The sequence below is a fragment of the Planomonospora sp. ID67723 genome, assembly GCF_015711605.1.
Taxonomy (GTDB): Bacteria; Actinomycetota; Actinomycetes; order Streptosporangiales; family Streptosporangiaceae; genus Planomonospora_A.
Genome location: NZ_JABTEZ010000001.1, coordinates 2,581,226 through 2,599,827 on the forward strand (window position 1 = coordinate 2,581,226; position 18,602 = coordinate 2,599,827).

An 18,602-nucleotide genomic window follows, 5' to 3' on the forward strand; every position below is an offset into this window, starting at 1 on the left:
ACCCCTCAAGTCACTGAGGAGCAAGCCATGAACAAGGTACTACCCGAGACCGCCCACGACGTAGAGCTGCAGGTCGAGTCGTACGAGTGGATGAAGTTCCACTTCCCGGACCTGTACCGGACCGTCACCGAGATGATCGAGGCCCGGGACGGTGTCCTGTGAGCACCGGAACCCTGACGCTGGCCGAGGTCATCGGCAACGCCGCCGGCCTGGTCGAGAAGTACGGCCTGTGCCGCCACAACTACGAGGACGACGTAACCGGGATGGTCGACCCGTCCGGGGCGGTCGCTTATGCGGTCGGCCTGCCGCCGGGCGTGTGGACGGACCCGCACTGGACGGTCCTGGAGACCGAGGCGTACCAGAGCGGACACGCCGCCCTGTACCTGCTGGTCGCCGGTCTGGAGCGGTGGGAGATGCCGCACATCGGCGAGTGGGAGGGCGAAGACCTCGCCAACTACATCGCGTGGTGGATCTCCGACGAGGACCCGACGGACGAGCAGGTCATCCAGTGGATGCGCGACGTCGCCGCGGTCCTGTCCTTCCCCGCTGAGAACGGAGCCCGCGCATGACCGGCCCTGATCATTACCGCGCCGCTGAGGAGATGCTTGCCACGGCGAAGGAAGCCGACGCTGGCGCCGACCGAGACGACATCAAGTTGTTCCTGCGGTTCGCCGAGATCCACGCGACGCTCGCCCTGGCCGCCGCGACCGGCGTAGGTGCAATCGCCGGAGACCGCCAGAACTGGGACGGGATGCCGACCCCGGACGCCCGCGCTTGGCTCGACGTCGCCGGGTCCGCTGCCTCTGAGGAGGCAGGCCAGTGAGCGCCCGGGACATCGCTGAGGCCGGACGCAGTCAGACCCTCACGACCCCGCGGGGCGTGTGGTCGATCGCGGCCAAGCACACCCGCCCGGGTGGGGATGTGGACGTCGTCCTGGTGTTCCGCCCCACAGGCAACGTGGCGGGCACCCATTTCGGCTACCGCTACGACCGCGCCTCCGATCGGTGGACGCAGGTCCTCGGGGCGTGGCTGGCACGGCATGACGCGGTCCGAGAGGTCGCCAAGCGGACCCGCGTCCAGGTGCTCGTGTACCGGGATTTGGTGCCGCTGCTGTGCATCGCCGCGACGGTGACGGACTTCCCGGACTCGGTCGCTGTTCGGGCGGAGGCGTCGTGAGGTCCCGCCGCGAGGTCCCGCCGGTCGTGTTCCAGGAGCCCGGACAGCCCGTACAGGGCTCCCTGCCGGACGACCTGAACGCCCGTCTCGACCGCTACGCCGAGTGGGCCGACGACATCCACGACACCGACGGCCCACGAGAGGAGCCGGAGTGACCACGACTGAAGCTGAGCGACTCGACGGGCTGCGCATGCTGCGGGCGCCGTTCCGGGAAGACCAGATCGGCAAGCTGCCCCGTGTCTACTGCAAGGACTGCTCCAACCCGAAGAAGCACTGCACGGAGCCTGGGCACCGCAAGGAACGCTGCGGGGGCTGCAACGCCTACGTCTCCAACCAGCACCGCCACATCGACTACGTCGGGCACGCCGACGCCACCGAGCGCCTCCTTGAAGTCGACCCGCTGTGGTCGTGGGAGCCGTTTGCGCTCGGTGAGGACGGGCTGCCTGCCGTGGACACCGACGAGTTCGGCAACCCGGTCGGCATGTGGATCCGGTTGACGGTGTGCGGGATGACCCGGCCCGGCTACGGGTCGGTGCCGTCGAACCAGCACGACGCCGTAAAAGTCCTGATCGGCGATGCCATACGGAACGCCGCGATGCGGTTCGGGGTGGCGCTGGACCTGTGGAAGAAGGGCGAGCGCGAGGACCCGGCGTCAGAGAGCCCAATCGCGGACGCGGGACGGCGGGCGGCTCCGGCCAGGCAGGCGGCGAACGCGCGGATCATCGTGGATTCGCAGTGGGTGGAAGTGTTCGAGAAGCGCCTCGCCGAGGCGACCAAGGACAACGTCACCAGCTTCCGGCAGGACGTGGTCAACGCGATGCGCGGCGACCGGATCGACTCGGTGACCGCAAACCGGTTGATGGCCGCGATCGAGGACAAGCAGACGGCGTTGCACGCGCCGGCCGATGGCCTGCCCCGAAACCAGGACGGCACGATCGCCCGCTCGAAGGTGACTGACGAGCAGCTCGCCGCGGTCGGCACGATGACGGGCCCGCAGAAGCGTGAGCACAACAAGCTCGTCAAGGACGTCACCTCCAACCCGCAGCCCGTTGAGCGGTCCACCGAGAAGGACAACGGCGGGCCGTGGGCGACGGACGGTGCGGCATGACGGAGATGCTCACGATCGTCAAGCAGCTTGGCCAGCTCTCCCGGGACCTGGACGACGCCGTGAACAAACTCGCGGACCTGGAGTTCATCGCGGTCGAGGCCGAAGGTGACTACAAGGTGGCGTTCGCTGCGGTGTTCAAGTCGGCGGTCGGGTCGGTGGAGGACCGTAAGCAGATCGCGACGGCGGAGACCGACGCTCTGTGGCGGGTCCACGGCAAGGCCGCGGCGGCGGTGCGGCTCCAGAAGGAACACATCAAGGCCCTGCACGCCCGGATCGATGTCGGGCGGACGATCCAGTCCACCGCGCGGGCTGAGATGCAGCTCGCCGGGGGGCAGTTGTGAAGCGCGGCGGGTCGCTGAAGCGAAACACCCCGTTGAAGGCGAAGTCGCCGATGTCCCGTGGTGAGTCGAGTCTTGCGCGGACGCCGATCCGGCGGCAGTCGGCTAAGCGGCAGGCGGAGAACCGTAAGCGTCGTGAGGTCCTGAAGGACAAGTACGGGCACGGGTTGATCTTGTGTGAGGTGCCTGGCTGCACCCGTGAGGCGAACGACGCGCACGAGGTCCTGACCCGGGCACGCGGGGGGTCGATCACCGACCCCGCGAACATCCGAGCTGTGTGCCGGCCTCATCACGAGGAGATCGGCACGGAGCCCGCGTGGGCGTACCAGTTCGGGTTCCTAGCTCATTCGTGGGACCAGCCCATGCCGTGCCCGACCGAGGCCGGAGACCCGTGCGGGATCTGCCGCGAGTGCATCGCCGCGCAGGAAGCCGACCCGCGGTACGGCTCCCCGTCTGACCTGACCCCCTAACACCGACCGGAGATCGAGATGAGCAGCGAGAACACCGTGAAGTTGAGGGTCAGCCTCGGCTTCTCCTACGCCATCAACAGCTATCGCGAGGAAGTCATCGACACCGAGATCTCCGAAGAGGACTGGTCCGAGATGTCGGAGAAGGAGCGCGAGCAGGCAGGCGAAGAGATCTACGTCGACTGGCGCGCGAACTACCTCGACGGCTCCTGGGACGTAGCCGAGTAGCCAGCCCTGACCCCCTAACCCCTCTTGGAGCCGCCTGCTGGGGCGGGCGGCTCCACCCCTCACCCCGAAAGAAGTGATCATGAACACGCAGTCCATGCCCGCCGTCGACCAGCCCCGCCTGTCGTACTCGCCCGACGTCGTGTCTCGCATGCAGGCGCTGGTCCGCGCCGAGGTCGACAACGTCCGCAAGACCGCGCAGGAGCGCATCGCCACCCTGCGGGCTGAGGAGCAGCGGACGCAGGAGTGGATGAAGCGGACCATCACCGAGTTTGAGCAGGCGATGGGCGACATCCTCGGCCAGGCCGAGCCCCGCCCGTCGGCGTTCGAGGCGGCACCAGACCTGGCGGCGGATCCGATGAAAAATCTCGCCGCTCTGGAGAGCCTGCACAACGCTCAGAACGCGCGTGAGGGCGGTGCCCGCTGATGCGTTTATTCGCCCGCCGGAAGGCCCGTCACGCCCGTCACGGCTCTCTCACGGGCTGGGCAGCGCTCGCCTCCGCCGTGTCCGCCGCTCGCCGGCGTCCCGTCGTGGACACCGCGATCACCCGGCCCGCCCTCATCCGGATCGGCCGGCCCCCGTACGCCCCGAAGGAGACCCGATGAGCACCGAGACCACATGCGGATGTGGCACCGTCATCGCGGCACGCCTCGCCAAGCTGCCCGCCCTGATGAGGGTGGTGGACCTTGTCGCTGAGACCGGCCTGTCGAAGTCCGCCATCCACAGGATGCTCGACTCTGGCGAGATCAAGAGCGTTCGCCCCACGGGAGGAACGCGCGCTGTCCCTGCCGAGTGGTTCGTGGAGTGGCTGGAAGGTCTTAAGGCCGCCGCTGTCTCTGGGGGAGCGGACTCCTCCGGGGAGGCCGGTCGTGGCTAGCTATCCCGATCACGTCGGCACCGCACAGAAGCTCTTGGAGCAGCAGGCCGAGATCAACCAGCTCCGCGCTGAGGTGGAGCGGCTGACCGAGATCACCCGTCGGGACACCGCAGGGTTCGAGGCCCTCGGGCGGGAGAATGCAGCCCTGCGGGCCAAGCTCGCCAAGGTCAGCGACATCCACTCCGAGTTCAAGATCTACGACGACTGTGGCCACCACACCCACGACGACGACGCCGACACCGTCATAGTCGACGACCTCGGCGAGGTGTGCCGCTCCGCCTACATGTACTCAATCTGCCGCGAGTGCTGCGCTCCGGGCGACTCCCAGACGGTGGATTGCGTCGACAGCCACGACCACTCCGAGTGCTGGCCGTGCGTGACCCGGGCGACTGTGGATGAGCTCCCGCGGGAGTCGTCGTGATCGCCCTCGGTGCGGTGCTCGTCGCGGCCCCGCTCCTCGTCGCGGTCGTCATGACGGTGCATGAGATGGGCTGGCGGGACGCTGCCCTGCTGTGGGGGGTCTCGGCTCTGGCTACGGCAATGATCGCTGCCGGTCTCAGCCTGATCGTGTCGGCGGTGACGCCGTGATCGGCCCTGCCTCGTCCACCCGCACCGTAGCCGTGACCCTGGTGGTCGCGGCTACGGCCGGGGCCGTGCTGCTGGCCCTTCGGGAGCGCCGTGCCCGCAAGGCGTTGGAAGCGGCTCGGGAGGCCGAGAGGTTCCGCCGGGCGGGCCGGGGAGCCGTGGACCCCGTGCAGCGTCTCCTCGCGGATCTGAGGGACTGGGACGGCCTCGGCACACCTCCTTGGGGGACGTCGTGACCCGCCCGCCCCGGTCTCGGCACCGCTGGGTGTGGGCGGGCCTGGCCGCGGCCGGCATCGCCGTTGAGTGCCACGCCCTCTACCGCGAGATCCCCGACGGGACCGCCACGTATCTGCTGCGCCTGTACCCGCGGGCGACCGCTCTCGCGGTGGCTGTCGGGGGTGTGTGGCTGGTCCACCACATCCTGCAGACCGCCTCCGCCCCTGACCTGTACGACGTGTTCCCCAAGGAGGAGACGTGAAGCCCGTAACCGTCCAGCTCGCAGACGCGCGCCGCGATCGGGACCTGCACGAACTCGACATCACCGCGGCTCTTGGTATCGCTGACCGGTCCCTCTACCGGTGGGAGACCGGCCGGTGTTCTCCGAAGGTCCGGAGCGTGATCGCGTGGGCGGGAGTGCTCGGCTACCGGGCCGTCGTCTCCCGTCACGAGCATGTGGCTGGCGGTCTGCTCGACGTGGTGATGCGCCTTCCGGAGTTGCGCCGGGCCGCAGGGCTGACCCAGTCCCGTATGGGAGAGCGCCTGTTCATTCACCAGGTGGTGGTCAGCCGGATCGAACGGACCGCGGGTCCGGGGATGTGGCTGGCCACTGCGGACCGGTATCTGACCGCGCTCGGCCACGAGATCACGCTGAAGCCGATCGACGCACTGGAGCGTGTCGCGTGACCCGCCCGTACTGCTGCTCCGTCGCTGAGTTCGAGGGCGACAACGCGCACGCTGACGACTGCCCCGAGACCGTCGATGACGGTCTGTTCCCCGCCCCTGAGACCCGCCACGAGAGAGGACCCCTGCTGTGAGCCTGCCGACGTTCGACGAAGCCGATGCTCGCGCCCGCGAAGGGTCGCCGTTCTCCAACGGGACTGAGGGCTACACGTGGATGGGTAACTGGTGCGGCCGGTGCGTTCATGACGCGCCTGCTCGACGGGATGACTACGCCAACGCGTGCCCGCTGATCCTGGTCGCGCTGACCGGCAAGACGCCGGCGGAGTGGCTGGAGAGCGACCCGTACAGCCTGGCTGACCGCTACCAGTGCCTGATGTTCCGGCCCGAGGACGACCCCGGCCCGGATGAGCCGACTCCGGTTCCGGACCCGCCCGGCCAGCTCACGCTGTGCCCGCGGGAGCCGTACGAGCGGCCCGCGCGCATGTTCGTGGACACGCTGCGGGAGGCCGCTGATGTCTCCTGACGCCCCTGCCCCGCCGTCGTTGCGTGACGCGGTCACCGAACTGGTGGCCCGGGAGTTCGCCGGCCACCGCGAGCACCAGTTGGAGCGGTTCGCTGCGGATGCGTCTCGGACGCTGCTGTCGATGCGGCCCGCGGTGCATGACGAGGTGACGCAGGCGGTTGCGGCAACGCTGGAGTCCTCGGCCCGGGTCGTGCGGATGCTCGCCGGCCTCGGCGAGGAGGCTCCGCTTGGCTGACCGGCGCGGCTACCCGCCCGCTCCGCGAGGGGAGGGCTGGGTGGAGATCGAACTCCGTGGCGAGCCCGACGACGTCACCGACTGGATCGACCATCTGCGGGCCCACATGCAGGTGCGGCTCCTTTCCGGGGGCCGCCACACCAGAAACGACGGCCTGATGAAGGCATGGATTCGAGCACGACTCCCGAAGGAGGACAGATGACCGCCAAGCAGTCGACCCCCCGCGTCTCAGCGGAGTGGCAGAAGCGAGCCGCCTGCCGCGGCATGGGCCTTGAGCTGTTCTTCGGTCCGGGCCGTGATCGTGAGGGCCCGCACACTGCAGTGCAGCGGGAAGCCGCCGTGATCGCGTTCTGCAAGACCGAATGCCCGGTCCTCACCGAGTGTCTGGTGTACGCGTTGAAGACCGGATCGAAGGGCATCTGGGGCGGCAAGACCGAAAGCGAGCGCCAGTCGTACCGCAAGACCAAGGCGGGCAAGGCGCTGCTGGCGGAGGCGTCATGAGCCGCCCCCACGGTCACCACCTCCGCTACACACACGGCCCGGACGAGAACGACCAGCCCGGGAAGGGCTGCCGGTGCGGGAAGTGCCGGGCCGCGAGCACCAAGAACCGTGCCCGGCAGCGGGTCGCTGTCATCATCGGCACCCACCGGCCGGACGAGGACGCGCGAGCGGCCCGGGAGCACGTGACGATGCTGCGAGACCGCGGCATGGATGTCCCGTCCATCGCCCGTGCGGCGGGCGTCGGCGTGAACACCGTCAAGGAACTGCTGTACGGCGGGACGAAAACGGTCCGGCCGAAGACCCACGCGGCGCTGCTCGCCGTCCAGGCCGGCGACTTGAACCGTCCGGGGCTGACGTCGTCGCTGGGGACGTGCCGGCGGGTGCGCGCTCTGTCGGCGATGGGCTACCCGGAGCGGGTGATCACCAGGGAAAGCCGGGTGAGCCGCAAGCGGGTGCAGGCGCTCATGTCGGATTGTCCTCCGGCCCGGGTGACCGCCGGCACCGCCCGGAAGATCAGTGAGGCGTATCGGCGGCTGACGAAGTCCAACCCGACCGCCTACGGGGTGGACCCCGATGTTGCTCAACGGCTGCGTGGCCTCGCTGCAGCCAAAGGCTGGCTGTCGCCGGCGGCGTGGCAGGACATCGACGACCCGCAGGAGACCCCCACCGGTGTTCGGAGGGCGTCATGACGACCCGGTTCGAGTACATGCCGCTCAACCTGCCGGCACCGGTGCCGGAATGGCACCGTGACACCCCGTGCGGAGGCCAGGGCGCGATCATGTCCGCCCGTACTCCCGCTGACGAGAGGCGGGCTCGGCAGATTTGCGAGGACTGCCCGGTGCGCGCCGAGTGCAGCCAGTGGGTGTTGGCGTTGAAGGAGACGGACGACCCCGGCGGGATCTGCGGCGGCTGGTCGGAGAACGAGCGCCGCCGCATGCGGCTGGGCTGGTCGCCGCACGAGACCCGGTGCCGGTGCTTGCAATGCAAGGCGCGCAAGGCACGGCAGCGGCTGGAGCGGATCGCTCAGGCCCGCGCCAACCCTGAGCTGATCGACCACGGGACGGTCACCGGGTTCATGGAGTACGGGTGCCGGTGCGAGGCATGCGATGCGGCGGGGGAGCCGATCCGTGCGGCGTGGGCGAAGAACAACAGGCGTCGTCGGCAGGCCGCACGGGAGGCGTCGTGATCTCGCAGGTTGGGGAGTCAGTCACCCGCAGCAGCGCGCCGGCCGGGCTTCCGGGGGCCGATCGCCTCACGGATGATCCGCGCGACGTAGTCGGGCGAGTAGGCGAAGTTGATCGTCTTGGCGATCTCCAGGGAGGTTTCCCCCCGTTCGCCGGCGCTGACGATGGCGGCGCGAAGTCTCTTGGGCGCCTCCGCGAACATCTCGGCGGCCTTTTCGAGCTCGGTCCTCACGTCGTCATCCACTCCTTCAGGGTCTCATGTTCGGGTTACCACACCCTGATGATATATCCCGCAACTTATCCAGCAAGTGATATCCTGAACTCTGTACGGGAAAGCGCGTTCGAAAGGAGTTGTCGCGCGCCCGAACGAAGACAGGGCCCGCTCCCGCTGCCCCTGTAGGAGATCCACCAGCACGAAAGGCACCCCGCCTCGGTGAACGACGACATCACCGGCCCCCTGAGCGACGGCACCGCCCGCGCCCACTGGCTGCGCACCGTCATCAAGACGAAGCAGATCACGGACTCGATCCGCGTCCTGCTGATGACGTTCGCGCTGCACATGGATGCGAGCGGTCGCGTCTCGGTGCCGCGCGTGGATCTCGCCGAGTTGCTCGGCCGTGACCCCCGGAAGGTGGGGGAGAAGGTCAAGACCGCGCTGGAGTCCGGGTTCCTCGTGCAGATCGTCCGCGGGCAGAAGCACCGGACGGCGGTCTATGTTGCGGCGTTCAACGGCCAGCCTCTCAGCATGCCCCCCGGGGGCCCTGCTGAGAACTTTCCTCTCAGGATGCCCCCCGGGGGTCCTGCTGAGGATTCTCAGGTGGCCGATTTCTACGACCCTGAGCAGGATTCTCAGGGTCCTAGAAATCGGCACCCTGAGCCTCAGGAGGCCGATCTCAGGATGTCCCCCGGGGGTCCTGCTGAGGATTCTCAGGTGGCCCCCCGGGGGGCACCCCATATGTATAGGGGGAGTGAGGTTAGTGAAGAAGCTGATCTCTCGGATGGCTCTCTCTTCGGTGTAGAAGACGCCGCTTCGCGGCGCGCGAGCGAGGAGCCGAAGAAGCCCGCCAAGTCCCGGCGCAAGCCCGAGACCCCCGTCCCTGCTGATTTCGCCGTCACCCCCGAAATGCGGGCTTGGGCCGACGAAAAGGGCTACACGGTCGATCTCGACCGGCAGACCTTCCGGTTCATCAACCACGCGATCGAGAAAGAGCGCCTCTGCCGCGACTGGCTTGCGGCCTGGCGCAACTGGGTCGACAAGGCGCAAGAGATCCAGGACCGAGACAGCAACGTCCGTCAACTCCGTCCGACCGGCACCCACGGAGGCTCCGGCCCCATGGCAACCGGTGGCCCCTACAGCGAAGAGGACGTGTGGAAATGAGCAATGAACCAAACCTTGACGACGAATGGCACGCAGAGCGGCTTGCCCGTCGGATCGCCGCGGTCCGCAACGCCCGACCTGCCCGGCTGCAGGTTCAGGGCGACCTGGACCCGCGCATCGAGCAGTGGATCCGTGACGTGCTGGCCGGCGGCACCGCGAACCTGGTGATGATCGGCGACGTCGGCCGCACCAAGACCTGGTCCGCGTGGGAAGCGTTGGAGCGCCTGACCGTCGCCGGGTGGATCGGAAGCTGGAAGTTCGCCACCAGCGCCGACTGGCACGACGCCATCGCCCCGCCTGTCGACCGAGAGATGCTGCGCGTGATGCGGACCCTCGACCTGCTGATCCTGGACGACCTCGGCTCCGCCCGCGTCAACGACTGGGAACGGGAGTGCCTATTCGGCGTCATCGATGAGCGCTGGCAGCACGCCCGCCCCACCGTGATCACCTCGAACGTGCGGAAGCTGACCGAGACCCTCGGCGAGCGCCTCACCTCCCGGCTCCGCGACGGCGCGACCACACTGATCCTGGAGGGCGAAGACCGGAGGGGCGGCCGGTGAACGACACCTTGCCGCACGATCTGGAAGCGGAGATGAGTGCCCTCGGCGCAGCCATGCAGTCGCCGACTGCTGCCGCACTGGTTGTGGAGTCCCTCACCCGCGGGCATTTTCACCGCCCGTCCCATCAGGTCGTGTTCGAAGCGATCGTGTCTCTGGTCGACCAGTCGATCACGGTAAATCCGCTGTCGGTGAAGGCCGAACTGGAGCGGCACAAGGACGGCGGAGCGCTGGTCGACCCGTTGACGCTGATGGACATGGTCGAGATCGTCCCGGTCGTCAGCGACATCGGCTTCAACCTGCGACGCCTAGAGAATCAGCGGCTCCGCCGCGATCTGATCTTGAGCGGGGCACGGCTCGCCGCGCTCGGCCATCAGGGCGACATCGACGCAGAGGACCTGGCAGAGGAAGCCCGCAAGATCTTCGACCGGGTCACCGGGACTACGGAGAAGTCGACGGCCTCGACGCTGTCAGAGCTGATCAGCCCTTTCCTCGACCGCCTGGAGTCCGAAGCACCGGACATCGGCGTGACGACCGGATGGAAGGACCTCGACGGCTTGGTGACGAAGCTCCGCCCCGGCCAGCTCGTCGTTCTCGGCGCAAGACCGGGCATGGGCAAGTCGGTGTTCATGGTCAACATGGCGCTGCACGTCGCGGTCCGTCTCGGCCAGCCGGTCCTGTTCGCCTCCCTGGAGATGAGCAAGGACGAACTCCTGACCCGGATCGTCGCCCACGAGGCGAAGGTCACTCTGCAGAACCTGCAGCAGAGGACGTTGAGCGATGATGACTGGCGGCGCGTTGCGAAGAAGACCGCCGAGTTGACCGCCGTCGACCACCTGATCATCGACGACAACTCCGGGACGTCCATTGCCCACCTGCGGGCCCGCTTGTCGAGCATGCGCCGCACCGGAGAGCCGGCCGCGATCGTGTTCGTCGACTACCTGCAACTCATGTCGTCAGGGCGCCGCAGCGAGAGCCGGCAACAGGAAGTCTCGGACCTGTCGCGCAACCTGAAGCTGCTGGCCAAGGACATGGACGTCCCGATCGTCGTCGGCTCCCAGCTCAACCGGGACTGCGAGAAGCGCACCGACAAGCGTCCCCTCAAGTCCGACCTTCGTGAGTCTGGATCTTTGGAGCAGGACGCGGACATCGTGGTCCTGCTCCACCGTGACGACGCCTACGACCGCGAGTCCCCACGGGCGGGCGAGATCGACCTGATCGTGGACAAGCACCGACAGGGCGCGACCGCGACGATCACCGCTGCCTTCCAAGGCCACTACAGCCGCATCGCCGACATGGCGGGCGACGGCTGGTCTCCCAGCCGGGGCATGTCGTGACGCGGCCCCGCCCGGCCCGCCCGGTCTGTGATTGGTGTGAGACCGCGCCGGCGACCGAGCTGCTGGCCCGCTATCGGCCCACCACCCAAGGCGGACAGGACCGCGCGTACACGTTCGCCTGTTCCTCGTGCGGTGACCGGATCGCCCGGACGATCGCCCGGATCGAGGACGTGACCGCGATGTACCGGCTGTCGATCACCCCGCTTGTCCCTGCGTCTGAGGAGGTCGCGTGAGCGCCGGAAAGCCGAGCCCGTACGCCGCACTGATCGAGGTCCTCGCCTCGCTGCCGCTCCTGCTGCGCGAGACCCGCCGTGCGCGTGGTCTGTCCCAGAGGGCCGCCGCCGTCCAGATCGGCGTCTCGTTCTCGACGATCAGCCGCATCGAGGCGCGTCAGGACTGCGAGCTGTCCAACGCGATGGCGGTCCTGTGCTGGTTCGCCCGCGCCACCCCTGCCCCTGACCCCCACGAGGAGACCTGATGAGCCCCGCCGAAGAACTCGCTTCCGCTATCCGTCAGCTCCGGTGCGAGCACTCGCACCCCTGCCAGCCTCCCGAGGGCTCCCTGTTCGCGCCCGGCGACTGCGAGCACTGCGGCACCTCGTGGGCGGTCACCACCACGCAGGGCATGTCCGAGCCGCTCAGAGCGCAGCTCGCCGAGCTGCTGAAGAGCGCCGCTTGGTGGACGCAGCAGCGCGGCGGCGCCGACCGGTACGCCCTCAACGTGGCCCGCGTGATCAACGGGAAGGCGGCGTTCCGATGACCCCCACTGAGTGCGGCGCGGTGAGCGAGCACGGCGACGTGTGCGAGCGCGAGGAGAACCACGACGGCCTGTGCATGTCGAGGGAACCCCGCAAGCACGTCAGCTCACCGGAGAAGGCCGGCAAGCGGTGGTTCTGGTACCGCGACCCCGCCGCTCCTGCCCCTGTAGGCACCGACCCCCGAGAGGACGCCGCGCGATGAGCGAGACCACCGAGACCCGCGAGCTGATGTACGCCGCCTCCGCTGACGACCTCCGCCGGGAACTGCTTCAGCAGGCCGACGCGTCGGACCGGATCTGCAAGGAGATCCACAGCAAGGGCCGCGACACCTGGGCCGCCACGGACAAGGACATCCTGCTGGCCAACCTGCTGCTCGGCACCTACGCCTACAACCTCGCCGGACTGCTCGGTTGGATCGGGCGCGAGTTCGGCGAGGACGCCAAGCACCGGGCCGCGTGGGTGATGGACGACTCGCTGATGAACGGCGACGACCGCGACCTGAACGGCGACATCCTGCCGCTGCCGCCCGAGACGCCCGAGTCCTCGTGATGCACGTCCGTCACCGCTGGGAGACCGTCGAGACGATCGGCCGCATCGTGACGCAGCGCTGCCGGGTGTGCGGCGATACACGGGTGAGGGTGAGGTGAGCGGCGGGGTTGGAGTGGCCCGGGAAGGCCGCCAGAATCGCCGCTCGCTGACGTAGACGCCGGATCGGTCCACGAGTCAGGACCCGCACGACTGATCTTGTTTCAGGACCCTACAGCCCTTCAGTCCCGAACTCATGATCCAGAATCAGCCCAGAAAGGGAACTCATGACCGACCCGATCACCCCCGACACCGTCCCCGACCACCTGGAGCGCGTCACCGTCGTCACCGACGGCGGCCCCCACAGGCAGGGATGGACCCGCGTCACATTCCTCACCCCCAACGCCCGCGCCGAACTGTTCGCCCTCCTCGACCGGTTCCGCACCGACAAGCGCGCCCTGTAGTCCGAAAGGACCCGCCGATTATGAGCTACTTCACCGCCAACCTGACCGAGATCGAGGAGCAGATCCGCGCTGAACTCGCAGCCCAGGACACCAAGTGGGCCAAGGCCATCGACCGCCGCCCCGTCCCTGCTGCCTCTGGGGAGGGGCAGTGACCGCCCGCTACCGCACCGTTTCCGTCGACGTGTACGCCGTCCAATGGGACGGCAACAACCTCTCCGAACTCCACTACCTCGCCGGATCCGACGAACTCGGCTCCCGCCTCTACTACGACCCCGCCACCGGCCAGGCCGCGGCCCGCGACACGGACGGCGAATGGAACTACCTCGACGCCGACGACTGGCTGGTTCGGGGCGGTGATGGGTCTCTGTGGGCGTGCACGGCCGAGGAGTTCGCTGCCGCCTACGAGCAGATCCCGGACCGCATCCCCGCATGATCCCGTTCCCCGCCGACGACGTCCCGGCCCCGCGTGATCGGGGCCGGTGTCGGGTGTGCAAGCACCCGCTCACGGATCCGATCTCCCGTGTGATCGGCGTAGGCCCGGACTGCCGCAAGACGCTCGGCCTCACGCCGTCGCCGCGGCTCCGTGTCCGCACCCCACGCGCCGGCGGGGCCCGACCCCGACTCCCTACTCGACATCCTGGAGGACACCATGACCCCCGAACCCGAGGTGCGCGTCACCCGCTACGACGTGTCCTGTCTCCCGTCGGACGACATCAACGTCCACGCCTACACGCTGACCGTCGAATGGCGCGGAGGCGACATCTGGGCCGTCATGGACGGCCCGTTCGCCCTCAACGCAGACGGCGTCAAGGACTACGAGCCCAGGCCGTCGTCGAGGGATGACGAGTGGCTGGCGACCCACCGATTCGACCTGGATACCGCGCTGAAGATCGCGAAAAAGGCAGCGCCCCTCATGACCGTCAACGGGCTGCCCGTCGCTGGCGCTCTCGCCATGACGGAGGCCCGCCGTGGCTGAGTCCCCGGTACGAGAGACCGGCCCGCGCCGCCTCCAGCGTCGCCGTACGAAGGGCTACCGGCTCCCTGAAGGCGCGGTCATCGTGGACCGCACCACCATCTGGGGCAACCCGTTCAAGGCCGGGGAGAAGATCCACCGCGACTCCGACCTATGGCCGTACATCGCCGAAACCGTCCCCGGCGGAGCCGCCGTCCTCGCCGCTATCGCCCCGATGACCGCCGAGCAGGCCGTCGACCTGTACGCCGCCTGGTTGATCGAGCAGCCGCCTCTGATGCTCCGCCTGGGCGAGATCGCCGGCCGGGACTTGGCCTGCTGGTGCCCGCTCCCGGCGGAAGGGGAGCCGGACCACTGCCACGCGGCGTTCCTGCTGCAGCTCACCAACGACGAGGAGGCTCCCCGTGGCTGACTACTCGCGTCGTGAGGTCACCCAAACCTGGGTGGAGTACACGCTGCCGAACCCGACCAACTGGGGCCAGATCAACCGGTTGATCTCCGTGATCCAGTACGAGCTCGGCGACCGCGCGGACTGGGATGACGCCGTCCAGGTCGTCGGCCGCGACGAGGAGATCGTTTTCCGCTGGGAGAAGGAGACCCGTGATGACTGACCGCGACGACCCCCTGAACCTCCTCGGCCGGCTGACCGACCGCCCGTTCCCGGTACGGGAGATCCCGTCCGAGCCCGCGCATGCTCACTCACTTGCTAACGAGCATGCTAACGAGCATGTAGTTAGCAAGCTGGAGATCCCCGCTGAGGCCGTACAGGCCGCTGCCCGCGCTGTGGAGGCTGCGTGGTGTGACGCGGTCACGTCCACGCAAGCGGAGTTCGAGGAGGTGTTGGCCCGCGCTGCGGTGGAGGCTGCTGCTCCACTGATCGCCAAGCGGATCGCCGCGCTCCGCGAATGCACCGCAGTCTGCCGGGACGTCGAGGTGGAGCGTGACGAGCTCCTCGCCACGCTGGAGACCACCAGCGCAGAACTGGCCGCGTCCCGCGCTGAGTACGACCGGACCCTCAACCTGTTGATGACGGTGGACGGCAGGCTGGACGCGGCCACGGATCGCGCTGAGCAGGCAGAGGAGCGCGCTGACGCTCTGGAGCAGGCCCTCGCCCGCGTGGTCCGTCTCGCCCTGGACATGCGGGGCTGGTGCTCACCCCACGGCGTCGCACCCCAGTACGCCGACCGGATCGCCGAAGCGATCCTCGGCCTCAACTCGATCGCCTCCTGGCCAGGCTCCGCCCTGGACGCTCTGGAGTCCCGAGGCACGTTCCTGCTCACCGATCCCGCCCCCTCTACCGGAGACACCCCGTGATCCTCTTCCAGCGCTGGCAGATCCTCTCAATCACCTACTGGGACGACACCCGCACCAAGGAGATGACCCGGTTCCTGTACTCGTATCCAAAGTACTGGCGGTACAGGTCCGCGATGCGTGAGGCCCGCCGACGTGAAGCCAAGGACACCTTGGAGAACCGGTTCGACTGCGAGTACGTGGTGGTGAAGGCCGTATGAGCAGCGACATCAGCGCCCTGATCGACAGCCTCCATTCGGAGGAGAAACTCCTTGTCCTGGAGTACTTCGCTGGGGGAGACCCGGAGGGGTTCGCCGAGGCTGTGAGGGAGGCCCGGGCCCGGTACGAGCGCGCGGGCGGCTACCAGCCAGGCGCCGACTTGGAGACGACTCCGTCTGCGCTTGAGATCACCCGCGGCCAGCTCAAGACGACCCGCCAGGAGTACGCGGACCTGGTGGCCGAGACCGCCGGTCTCCGGGCAGACCTGGAGACTGCCCACGAGGTCATCAAGACGCTGTCCGAACACCAGCACGTCATGTCCGGGCAGATCGATCTCGCTCAGCAGGCAGCCGAGTGTGAGCAGGGCATCGCCCAAGACTGGCAGGCTCGCGCCGAGCAGGCCGAGACGGCTCTCGTCCGCGTCCGAGACCTCGCCACCCGATGGGCCGATCTCGCCCCCGCCGACGACTGGGGCGACTCCATGGCTGACACCGCGTTCGCCGACGCAGGCCGCGAAGTCCTCGCCGCCCTCGACTTCCCGGAGGGAACCACGTGACCACGCACTGCCCGGACGACGTCTCCTGGGTGAAGAGCAGTCTCAGCTCTACCAACAACGAGTGCGTGGAGGTCGCCCGCCCCGATCGCGGCCCTGTGCTGGTCCGTGATTCCAAGGACCCTGACGGCCCCAAGCTGGCCTTCACACAAGCCGAGTGGCGGGCGTTCGTCGCCGGCGTGAAGGGCGGCGAGCTCGATGTCTGACGCCCTACCTCCCCGCACCGCTACCTACACCCACGACCCCGAGGCCGGCGCCTGGTACTTCAACCTCACAAAGGACTGGGGGCCCGTCGCCAAGACTCTCGAAGGCGCCGATCCTGTCGTGAACGTCGACCTGGACGAGCACGGCAACATCATCGGGATCGAGGTCGTCGTCACCCTGCCCGAGCCGTCTCCCGTACCTCCGAAGGAGGAGAGGTGACCGACCTAACCACCTGGTTGCGTGAGCAGATCACCGCACGCAAGACCCTCACTGAGGCCGCCGGGTCCCTCGACTGGAGCGTGGGTAATGCGGTCAGCCGCACCGACTGCTTCATCGACACGGGCGACGGCGGACGCATGGCGATCTCTTGCGGGTGCTACTCGGGCGGCACCCTCAACAAGGAGGAAGCCGACCACATCGCCGCCAACGACCCACGCGACGTGATCGCCCGATGCGAGGCCGAGCTGCGCATCATCGGGTTGCACAGTGCGATGCCCGGCCAGCACCCGGACTTCTGCTGGCACGACAAGCACGAGCTGCCCTGCCCGACGGTCCGCCTCCTCGCCCTGCCGTACGCGGACCGTCCCGGCTACCTCCCCGAGTGGGCACCGGAAGGAACGTCGTCGTGAGCGGACACGACTGTCAGCCGCCGGTAGGACCCGGCACCCCCGACGAGTGGAGATGCCCGGAGTGCCACCGGGCATGGGTCCGCCGCCCCCCGGACGATCCTGAGGAACTGCTCGCGTGGCGCAAGGTTGATGATGACGGCACCGTCGCCCGCTGCCCGTACTGCCGCCTCAACGGCTCGTGGCTGTTCCAGGGCGGCGCTGGCGTGGATGGCAACCAGTTCACCCCGCCGAGAGGGCACACAGTCGTAGCGGTGGACAGGGCTCACCGCACCGACATGTGCCCGGTCGCGGCATGTGATCCGAGACCACCGTGGGCACCTGAGGAGACGCCGTGAGCGTGCATTCCTGCGCGACGCTTGTCCCGGCCGCCGATGAGGCCCCCGGTCTAGGCGAGTGGATCTGTCCCGTCTGCGGGCGCGTCTGGGAGCGCCACGACGACTATGGGGTCATCGACGGTGAGGCGTTCCGCGACGTGCGGTTTCAGCCGCGGGAACGCTGCTCGAACTGCGAGCGCTGCCACTGGCAGCCTGACGTGGACTGCGGCAAACCGGATCACCCGCACTGCCCACGCTGCTCACACTGCCTGTACCGCCACGACGACACTCAGCCCGGGGAGGAGAATCCGTGACCGAGGACCTGATCACCTGGCTCCGCCGCACGATAGAGGCAGAGAGGGTTGACGCCCAGGAGGACCTGGACGTCAGCCATGCCGCCCGCAGGAGCGGCATGTCCGGTCCTATTTGGGACGACCAGGAGGCACGCGCCCGCGACCGATTCGCCCGCTGCGAGGCCGAGTCGGCGATCCTCGACCTACACGACGACACCCGGAAGATCCGTGACCGCGTCGCGGCGCTCTTCGCCCTCCGTGTAGTCCCGACCGCGGCCGAGGCAAGGGATTACGGCGATGCGCTCCGCGAGCTGGCCGTCCTGGACATCGTCGTGCGGTTCCTCGCTTCCGGCCGTCGCCACTGTGGCGGCTACCTCCCCGAGTGGGCACCGGAAGGAACGTCGTCGTGAAGGTCTATCTCGCTACTTACGGCTCGTACTCCGACTATGAGGTGAGGCGCGTGTTCGCCCGCCGCGAGGACGCCGAAGCGTACGAGCTCGCCGACGACGTCGAAGAGTTCGAGGTCGAGGCAGGGCCGGTCGAGACTCGCTTCTGGCACACACTCGACTGGTACCCCGGAGACCCCGACGAACGCCAGTACGAAGCGCGGCCCGGTCGTTTCCACACGATCGTCAACCCACGGGAGATCTGCTCGCTTCCCCGCGACTACGACGGGCATCCGCGCCGGATCGAGCACCGCTGGAGTCCCCGCCCTATCGGTCTCGGCTGCTTGTCCGTCGGTGGATGGGACATCGAACGAGTCCGCAAGGTGTACGGAGAGTTGCGTGCCGAGTGGCTGAACTGCCAGGCGCTCGGCATGGTGTGGGATCCGCAACGCCTGGAGTGGACGCCCGGGGAAATGACACCTTGATCGTTCTTTCCCGTTGGTGGAGCACCCCCACCCTGGAATCAACTGACCAGCCGAAACGCTGACAAGCGAAGAGCGGCCCCACTGCACATGAGGCCGCTCTCGCCATACACATCCCATCGCC

The 18,602-nt window shown here is 68.2% G+C and carries 44 protein-coding genes and 1 pseudogene; 44 read left to right on the forward strand and 1 reads right to left on the reverse strand.

What is annotated here, in order from left to right:
• Positions 1-27 precede the first annotated feature (27 nt).
• The 21 genes from HS041_RS39235 (at position 28) to HS041_RS12125 (ending at position 8,122) form a co-directional block, all read left to right on the forward strand.
• On the forward strand, positions 28-162 hold the full coding sequence (locus tag HS041_RS39235; RefSeq protein WP_255529554.1) for a hypothetical protein: 135 nt from the start codon (positions 28-30) through the stop codon (positions 160-162).
• Complete coding sequence (locus tag HS041_RS12035; RefSeq protein ID WP_196440543.1) at positions 159-569, forward strand: DUF6197 family protein; 411 nt, start codon at positions 159-161, stop codon at positions 567-569. Before HS041_RS39235 ends, HS041_RS12035 begins: the two co-directional genes overlap by 4 nt.
• Positions 566-823, forward strand: coding sequence for a hypothetical protein (locus HS041_RS12040; protein WP_196440544.1), 258 nt, complete (start codon positions 566-568; stop codon positions 821-823). Before HS041_RS12035 ends, HS041_RS12040 begins: the two co-directional genes overlap by 4 nt.
• On the forward strand, positions 820-1,176 hold the full coding sequence (locus tag HS041_RS12045; RefSeq protein ID WP_196440545.1) for a hypothetical protein: 357 nt from the start codon (positions 820-822) through the stop codon (positions 1,174-1,176). Before HS041_RS12040 ends, HS041_RS12045 begins: the two co-directional genes overlap by 4 nt.
• Positions 1,173-1,331 carry a hypothetical protein gene (locus tag HS041_RS12050; protein WP_196440546.1) on the forward strand — a complete coding sequence of 53 codons (159 nt, stop codon included), beginning with the start codon at positions 1,173-1,175 and terminating at the stop codon, positions 1,329-1,331. The genes HS041_RS12045 and HS041_RS12050 overlap by 4 nt, the downstream gene beginning before the upstream one ends.
• Entirely contained in the window at positions 1,328-2,284 is a 957-nt protein-coding gene (locus HS041_RS12055; protein ID WP_196440547.1) for a hypothetical protein, read from the forward strand. Before HS041_RS12050 ends, HS041_RS12055 begins: the two co-directional genes overlap by 4 nt.
• The gene (locus tag HS041_RS12060; protein WP_196440548.1) at positions 2,281-2,625 is read left to right on the forward strand and encodes a hypothetical protein; all 345 of its coding nucleotides are present in this window, start codon (positions 2,281-2,283) and stop codon (positions 2,623-2,625) included. Before HS041_RS12055 ends, HS041_RS12060 begins: the two co-directional genes overlap by 4 nt.
• Positions 2,626-3,110: 485 nt before the next feature.
• Entirely contained in the window at positions 3,111-3,317 is a 207-nt protein-coding gene (locus HS041_RS12065) for a DUF7167 family protein (RefSeq protein WP_196440549.1), read from the forward strand.
• 79 nt (positions 3,318-3,396) lie between these two features.
• Positions 3,397-3,741 carry a hypothetical protein gene (locus tag HS041_RS12070; RefSeq protein ID WP_196440550.1) on the forward strand — a complete coding sequence of 115 codons (345 nt, stop codon included), beginning with the start codon at positions 3,397-3,399 and terminating at the stop codon, positions 3,739-3,741.
• A 175-nt stretch (positions 3,742-3,916) separates the two neighbouring features.
• Positions 3,917-4,192, forward strand: coding sequence for a helix-turn-helix transcriptional regulator (locus HS041_RS12075; protein ID WP_196440551.1), 276 nt, complete (start codon positions 3,917-3,919; stop codon positions 4,190-4,192).
• Positions 4,185-4,613: a hypothetical protein gene (locus HS041_RS12080; protein ID WP_196440552.1), complete on the forward strand. Its 429-nt coding sequence runs from the start codon at positions 4,185-4,187 to the stop codon at positions 4,611-4,613. The genes HS041_RS12075 and HS041_RS12080 overlap by 8 nt, the downstream gene beginning before the upstream one ends.
• The gene (locus HS041_RS12085) at positions 4,610-4,780 is read left to right on the forward strand and encodes a hypothetical protein (RefSeq protein WP_196440553.1); all 171 of its coding nucleotides are present in this window, start codon (positions 4,610-4,612) and stop codon (positions 4,778-4,780) included. The genes HS041_RS12080 and HS041_RS12085 overlap by 4 nt, the downstream gene beginning before the upstream one ends.
• A 229-nt stretch (positions 4,781-5,009) precedes the next feature.
• Complete coding sequence (locus HS041_RS12090) at positions 5,010-5,255, forward strand: hypothetical protein (RefSeq protein ID WP_196440554.1); 246 nt, start codon at positions 5,010-5,012, stop codon at positions 5,253-5,255.
• Entirely contained in the window at positions 5,252-5,680 is a 429-nt protein-coding gene (locus tag HS041_RS12095; RefSeq protein WP_196440555.1) for a helix-turn-helix domain-containing protein, read from the forward strand. Before HS041_RS12090 ends, HS041_RS12095 begins: the two co-directional genes overlap by 4 nt.
• Positions 5,677-5,811: a hypothetical protein gene (locus HS041_RS39240; protein WP_255529555.1), complete on the forward strand. Its 135-nt coding sequence runs from the start codon at positions 5,677-5,679 to the stop codon at positions 5,809-5,811. Before HS041_RS12095 ends, HS041_RS39240 begins: the two co-directional genes overlap by 4 nt.
• Positions 5,808-6,200 (forward strand): hypothetical protein, encoded by a 393-nt coding sequence (locus tag HS041_RS12100; protein WP_196440556.1) that lies wholly within the window; start codon positions 5,808-5,810, stop codon positions 6,198-6,200. Before HS041_RS39240 ends, HS041_RS12100 begins: the two co-directional genes overlap by 4 nt.
• A complete protein-coding gene (locus HS041_RS12105) occupies positions 6,190-6,435 on the forward strand; it encodes a hypothetical protein (protein ID WP_196440557.1) in 246 nt (81 codons plus the stop codon). Before HS041_RS12100 ends, HS041_RS12105 begins: the two co-directional genes overlap by 11 nt.
• On the forward strand, positions 6,428-6,637 hold the full coding sequence (locus HS041_RS12110; RefSeq protein WP_196440558.1) for a hypothetical protein: 210 nt from the start codon (positions 6,428-6,430) through the stop codon (positions 6,635-6,637). Before HS041_RS12105 ends, HS041_RS12110 begins: the two co-directional genes overlap by 8 nt.
• Positions 6,634-6,936: a WhiB family transcriptional regulator gene (locus HS041_RS12115; RefSeq protein WP_196440559.1), complete on the forward strand. Its 303-nt coding sequence runs from the start codon at positions 6,634-6,636 to the stop codon at positions 6,934-6,936. Before HS041_RS12110 ends, HS041_RS12115 begins: the two co-directional genes overlap by 4 nt.
• Positions 6,933-7,625 (forward strand): helix-turn-helix domain-containing protein, encoded by a 693-nt coding sequence (locus HS041_RS12120; protein ID WP_196440560.1) that lies wholly within the window; start codon positions 6,933-6,935, stop codon positions 7,623-7,625. Before HS041_RS12115 ends, HS041_RS12120 begins: the two co-directional genes overlap by 4 nt.
• On the forward strand, positions 7,622-8,122 hold the full coding sequence (locus HS041_RS12125) for a WhiB family transcriptional regulator (RefSeq protein WP_196440561.1): 501 nt from the start codon (positions 7,622-7,624) through the stop codon (positions 8,120-8,122). Before HS041_RS12120 ends, HS041_RS12125 begins: the two co-directional genes overlap by 4 nt.
• Before the next feature lie 17 nt (positions 8,123-8,139).
• Here the strand turns inward: HS041_RS12125 and HS041_RS12130 are convergent, their stop codons facing one another.
• Entirely contained in the window at positions 8,140-8,364 is a 225-nt protein-coding gene (locus HS041_RS12130) for a hypothetical protein (RefSeq protein WP_196440562.1), read from the reverse strand.
• Between the two features lie 189 nt (positions 8,365-8,553).
• Between HS041_RS12130 and HS041_RS12135 the strand changes: the two genes are divergently transcribed.
• From HS041_RS12135 to HS041_RS12235, 23 genes and pseudogenes are all read left to right on the forward strand, one after another.
• Positions 8,554-9,498, forward strand: a complete 945-nt coding sequence (locus HS041_RS12135) for a hypothetical protein (protein WP_196440563.1) — start codon at positions 8,554-8,556, stop codon at positions 9,496-9,498.
• Positions 9,495-10,058, forward strand: a complete 564-nt coding sequence (locus HS041_RS12140) for an ATP-binding protein (RefSeq protein WP_196440564.1) — start codon at positions 9,495-9,497, stop codon at positions 10,056-10,058. Before HS041_RS12135 ends, HS041_RS12140 begins: the two co-directional genes overlap by 4 nt.
• Complete coding sequence (locus HS041_RS12145) at positions 10,055-11,392, forward strand: replicative DNA helicase (protein WP_196440565.1); 1,338 nt, start codon at positions 10,055-10,057, stop codon at positions 11,390-11,392. The genes HS041_RS12140 and HS041_RS12145 overlap by 4 nt, the downstream gene beginning before the upstream one ends.
• Before the next feature lie 229 nt (positions 11,393-11,621).
• Complete coding sequence (locus tag HS041_RS38240) at positions 11,622-11,870, forward strand: helix-turn-helix domain-containing protein (protein WP_196440566.1); 249 nt, start codon at positions 11,622-11,624, stop codon at positions 11,868-11,870.
• Positions 11,870-12,151: a hypothetical protein gene (locus HS041_RS12155; RefSeq protein ID WP_196440567.1), complete on the forward strand. Its 282-nt coding sequence runs from the start codon at positions 11,870-11,872 to the stop codon at positions 12,149-12,151. Before HS041_RS38240 ends, HS041_RS12155 begins: the two co-directional genes overlap by 1 nt.
• A complete protein-coding gene (locus HS041_RS12160) occupies positions 12,148-12,351 on the forward strand; it encodes a hypothetical protein (RefSeq protein ID WP_196440568.1) in 204 nt (67 codons plus the stop codon). The genes HS041_RS12155 and HS041_RS12160 overlap by 4 nt, the downstream gene beginning before the upstream one ends.
• Positions 12,348-12,698, forward strand: coding sequence for a hypothetical protein (locus HS041_RS12165; protein ID WP_196440569.1), 351 nt, complete (start codon positions 12,348-12,350; stop codon positions 12,696-12,698). The genes HS041_RS12160 and HS041_RS12165 overlap by 4 nt, the downstream gene beginning before the upstream one ends.
• A gap of 263 nt (positions 12,699-12,961) precedes the next feature.
• The gene (locus HS041_RS12170) at positions 12,962-13,138 is read left to right on the forward strand and encodes a hypothetical protein (RefSeq protein ID WP_196440570.1); all 177 of its coding nucleotides are present in this window, start codon (positions 12,962-12,964) and stop codon (positions 13,136-13,138) included.
• 20 nt (positions 13,139-13,158) lie between these two features.
• Positions 13,159-13,290, forward strand: a complete 132-nt coding sequence (locus HS041_RS39245; RefSeq protein ID WP_255529556.1) for a hypothetical protein — start codon at positions 13,159-13,161, stop codon at positions 13,288-13,290.
• On the forward strand, positions 13,287-13,571 hold the full coding sequence (locus tag HS041_RS12175; RefSeq protein WP_196440571.1) for a hypothetical protein: 285 nt from the start codon (positions 13,287-13,289) through the stop codon (positions 13,569-13,571). The genes HS041_RS39245 and HS041_RS12175 overlap by 4 nt, the downstream gene beginning before the upstream one ends.
• Positions 13,568-13,684, forward strand: a pseudogene (locus HS041_RS40415) (DUF6011 domain-containing protein); the annotation flags it as partial. The gene HS041_RS12175 and the pseudogene HS041_RS40415, both read left to right, overlap by 4 nt.
• A 37-nt stretch (positions 13,685-13,721) precedes the next feature.
• A complete protein-coding gene (locus tag HS041_RS12180) occupies positions 13,722-14,114 on the forward strand; it encodes a hypothetical protein (RefSeq protein WP_196440572.1) in 393 nt (130 codons plus the stop codon).
• Positions 14,107-14,520, forward strand: coding sequence for a DUF4326 domain-containing protein (locus tag HS041_RS12185; protein ID WP_196440573.1), 414 nt, complete (start codon positions 14,107-14,109; stop codon positions 14,518-14,520). Before HS041_RS12180 ends, HS041_RS12185 begins: the two co-directional genes overlap by 8 nt.
• Complete coding sequence (locus HS041_RS12190) at positions 14,513-14,719, forward strand: hypothetical protein (RefSeq protein ID WP_196440574.1); 207 nt, start codon at positions 14,513-14,515, stop codon at positions 14,717-14,719. Before HS041_RS12185 ends, HS041_RS12190 begins: the two co-directional genes overlap by 8 nt.
• Positions 14,712-15,422, forward strand: a complete 711-nt coding sequence (locus HS041_RS12195) for a hypothetical protein (protein WP_196440575.1) — start codon at positions 14,712-14,714, stop codon at positions 15,420-15,422. Before HS041_RS12190 ends, HS041_RS12195 begins: the two co-directional genes overlap by 8 nt.
• On the forward strand, positions 15,419-15,619 hold the full coding sequence (locus HS041_RS12200; protein ID WP_196440576.1) for a hypothetical protein: 201 nt from the start codon (positions 15,419-15,421) through the stop codon (positions 15,617-15,619). Before HS041_RS12195 ends, HS041_RS12200 begins: the two co-directional genes overlap by 4 nt.
• A complete protein-coding gene (locus HS041_RS12205) occupies positions 15,616-16,173 on the forward strand; it encodes a hypothetical protein (protein ID WP_196440577.1) in 558 nt (185 codons plus the stop codon). The genes HS041_RS12200 and HS041_RS12205 overlap by 4 nt, the downstream gene beginning before the upstream one ends.
• Complete coding sequence (locus HS041_RS12210) at positions 16,170-16,376, forward strand: DUF397 domain-containing protein (protein ID WP_196440578.1); 207 nt, start codon at positions 16,170-16,172, stop codon at positions 16,374-16,376. Before HS041_RS12205 ends, HS041_RS12210 begins: the two co-directional genes overlap by 4 nt.
• On the forward strand, positions 16,369-16,593 hold the full coding sequence (locus HS041_RS12215) for a DUF2283 domain-containing protein (RefSeq protein WP_196440579.1): 225 nt from the start codon (positions 16,369-16,371) through the stop codon (positions 16,591-16,593). Before HS041_RS12210 ends, HS041_RS12215 begins: the two co-directional genes overlap by 8 nt.
• Positions 16,590-17,003: a DUF6221 family protein gene (locus HS041_RS12220; RefSeq protein WP_196440580.1), complete on the forward strand. Its 414-nt coding sequence runs from the start codon at positions 16,590-16,592 to the stop codon at positions 17,001-17,003. Before HS041_RS12215 ends, HS041_RS12220 begins: the two co-directional genes overlap by 4 nt.
• A 331-nt stretch (positions 17,004-17,334) precedes the next feature.
• Complete coding sequence (locus HS041_RS12225) at positions 17,335-17,631, forward strand: hypothetical protein (protein ID WP_196440581.1); 297 nt, start codon at positions 17,335-17,337, stop codon at positions 17,629-17,631.
• Positions 17,628-18,020, forward strand: coding sequence for a hypothetical protein (locus tag HS041_RS12230; RefSeq protein WP_196440582.1), 393 nt, complete (start codon positions 17,628-17,630; stop codon positions 18,018-18,020). The genes HS041_RS12225 and HS041_RS12230 overlap by 4 nt, the downstream gene beginning before the upstream one ends.
• On the forward strand, positions 18,017-18,481 hold the full coding sequence (locus tag HS041_RS12235) for a hypothetical protein (RefSeq protein WP_196440583.1): 465 nt from the start codon (positions 18,017-18,019) through the stop codon (positions 18,479-18,481). The genes HS041_RS12230 and HS041_RS12235 overlap by 4 nt, the downstream gene beginning before the upstream one ends.
• Positions 18,482-18,602 lie beyond the last annotated feature (121 nt).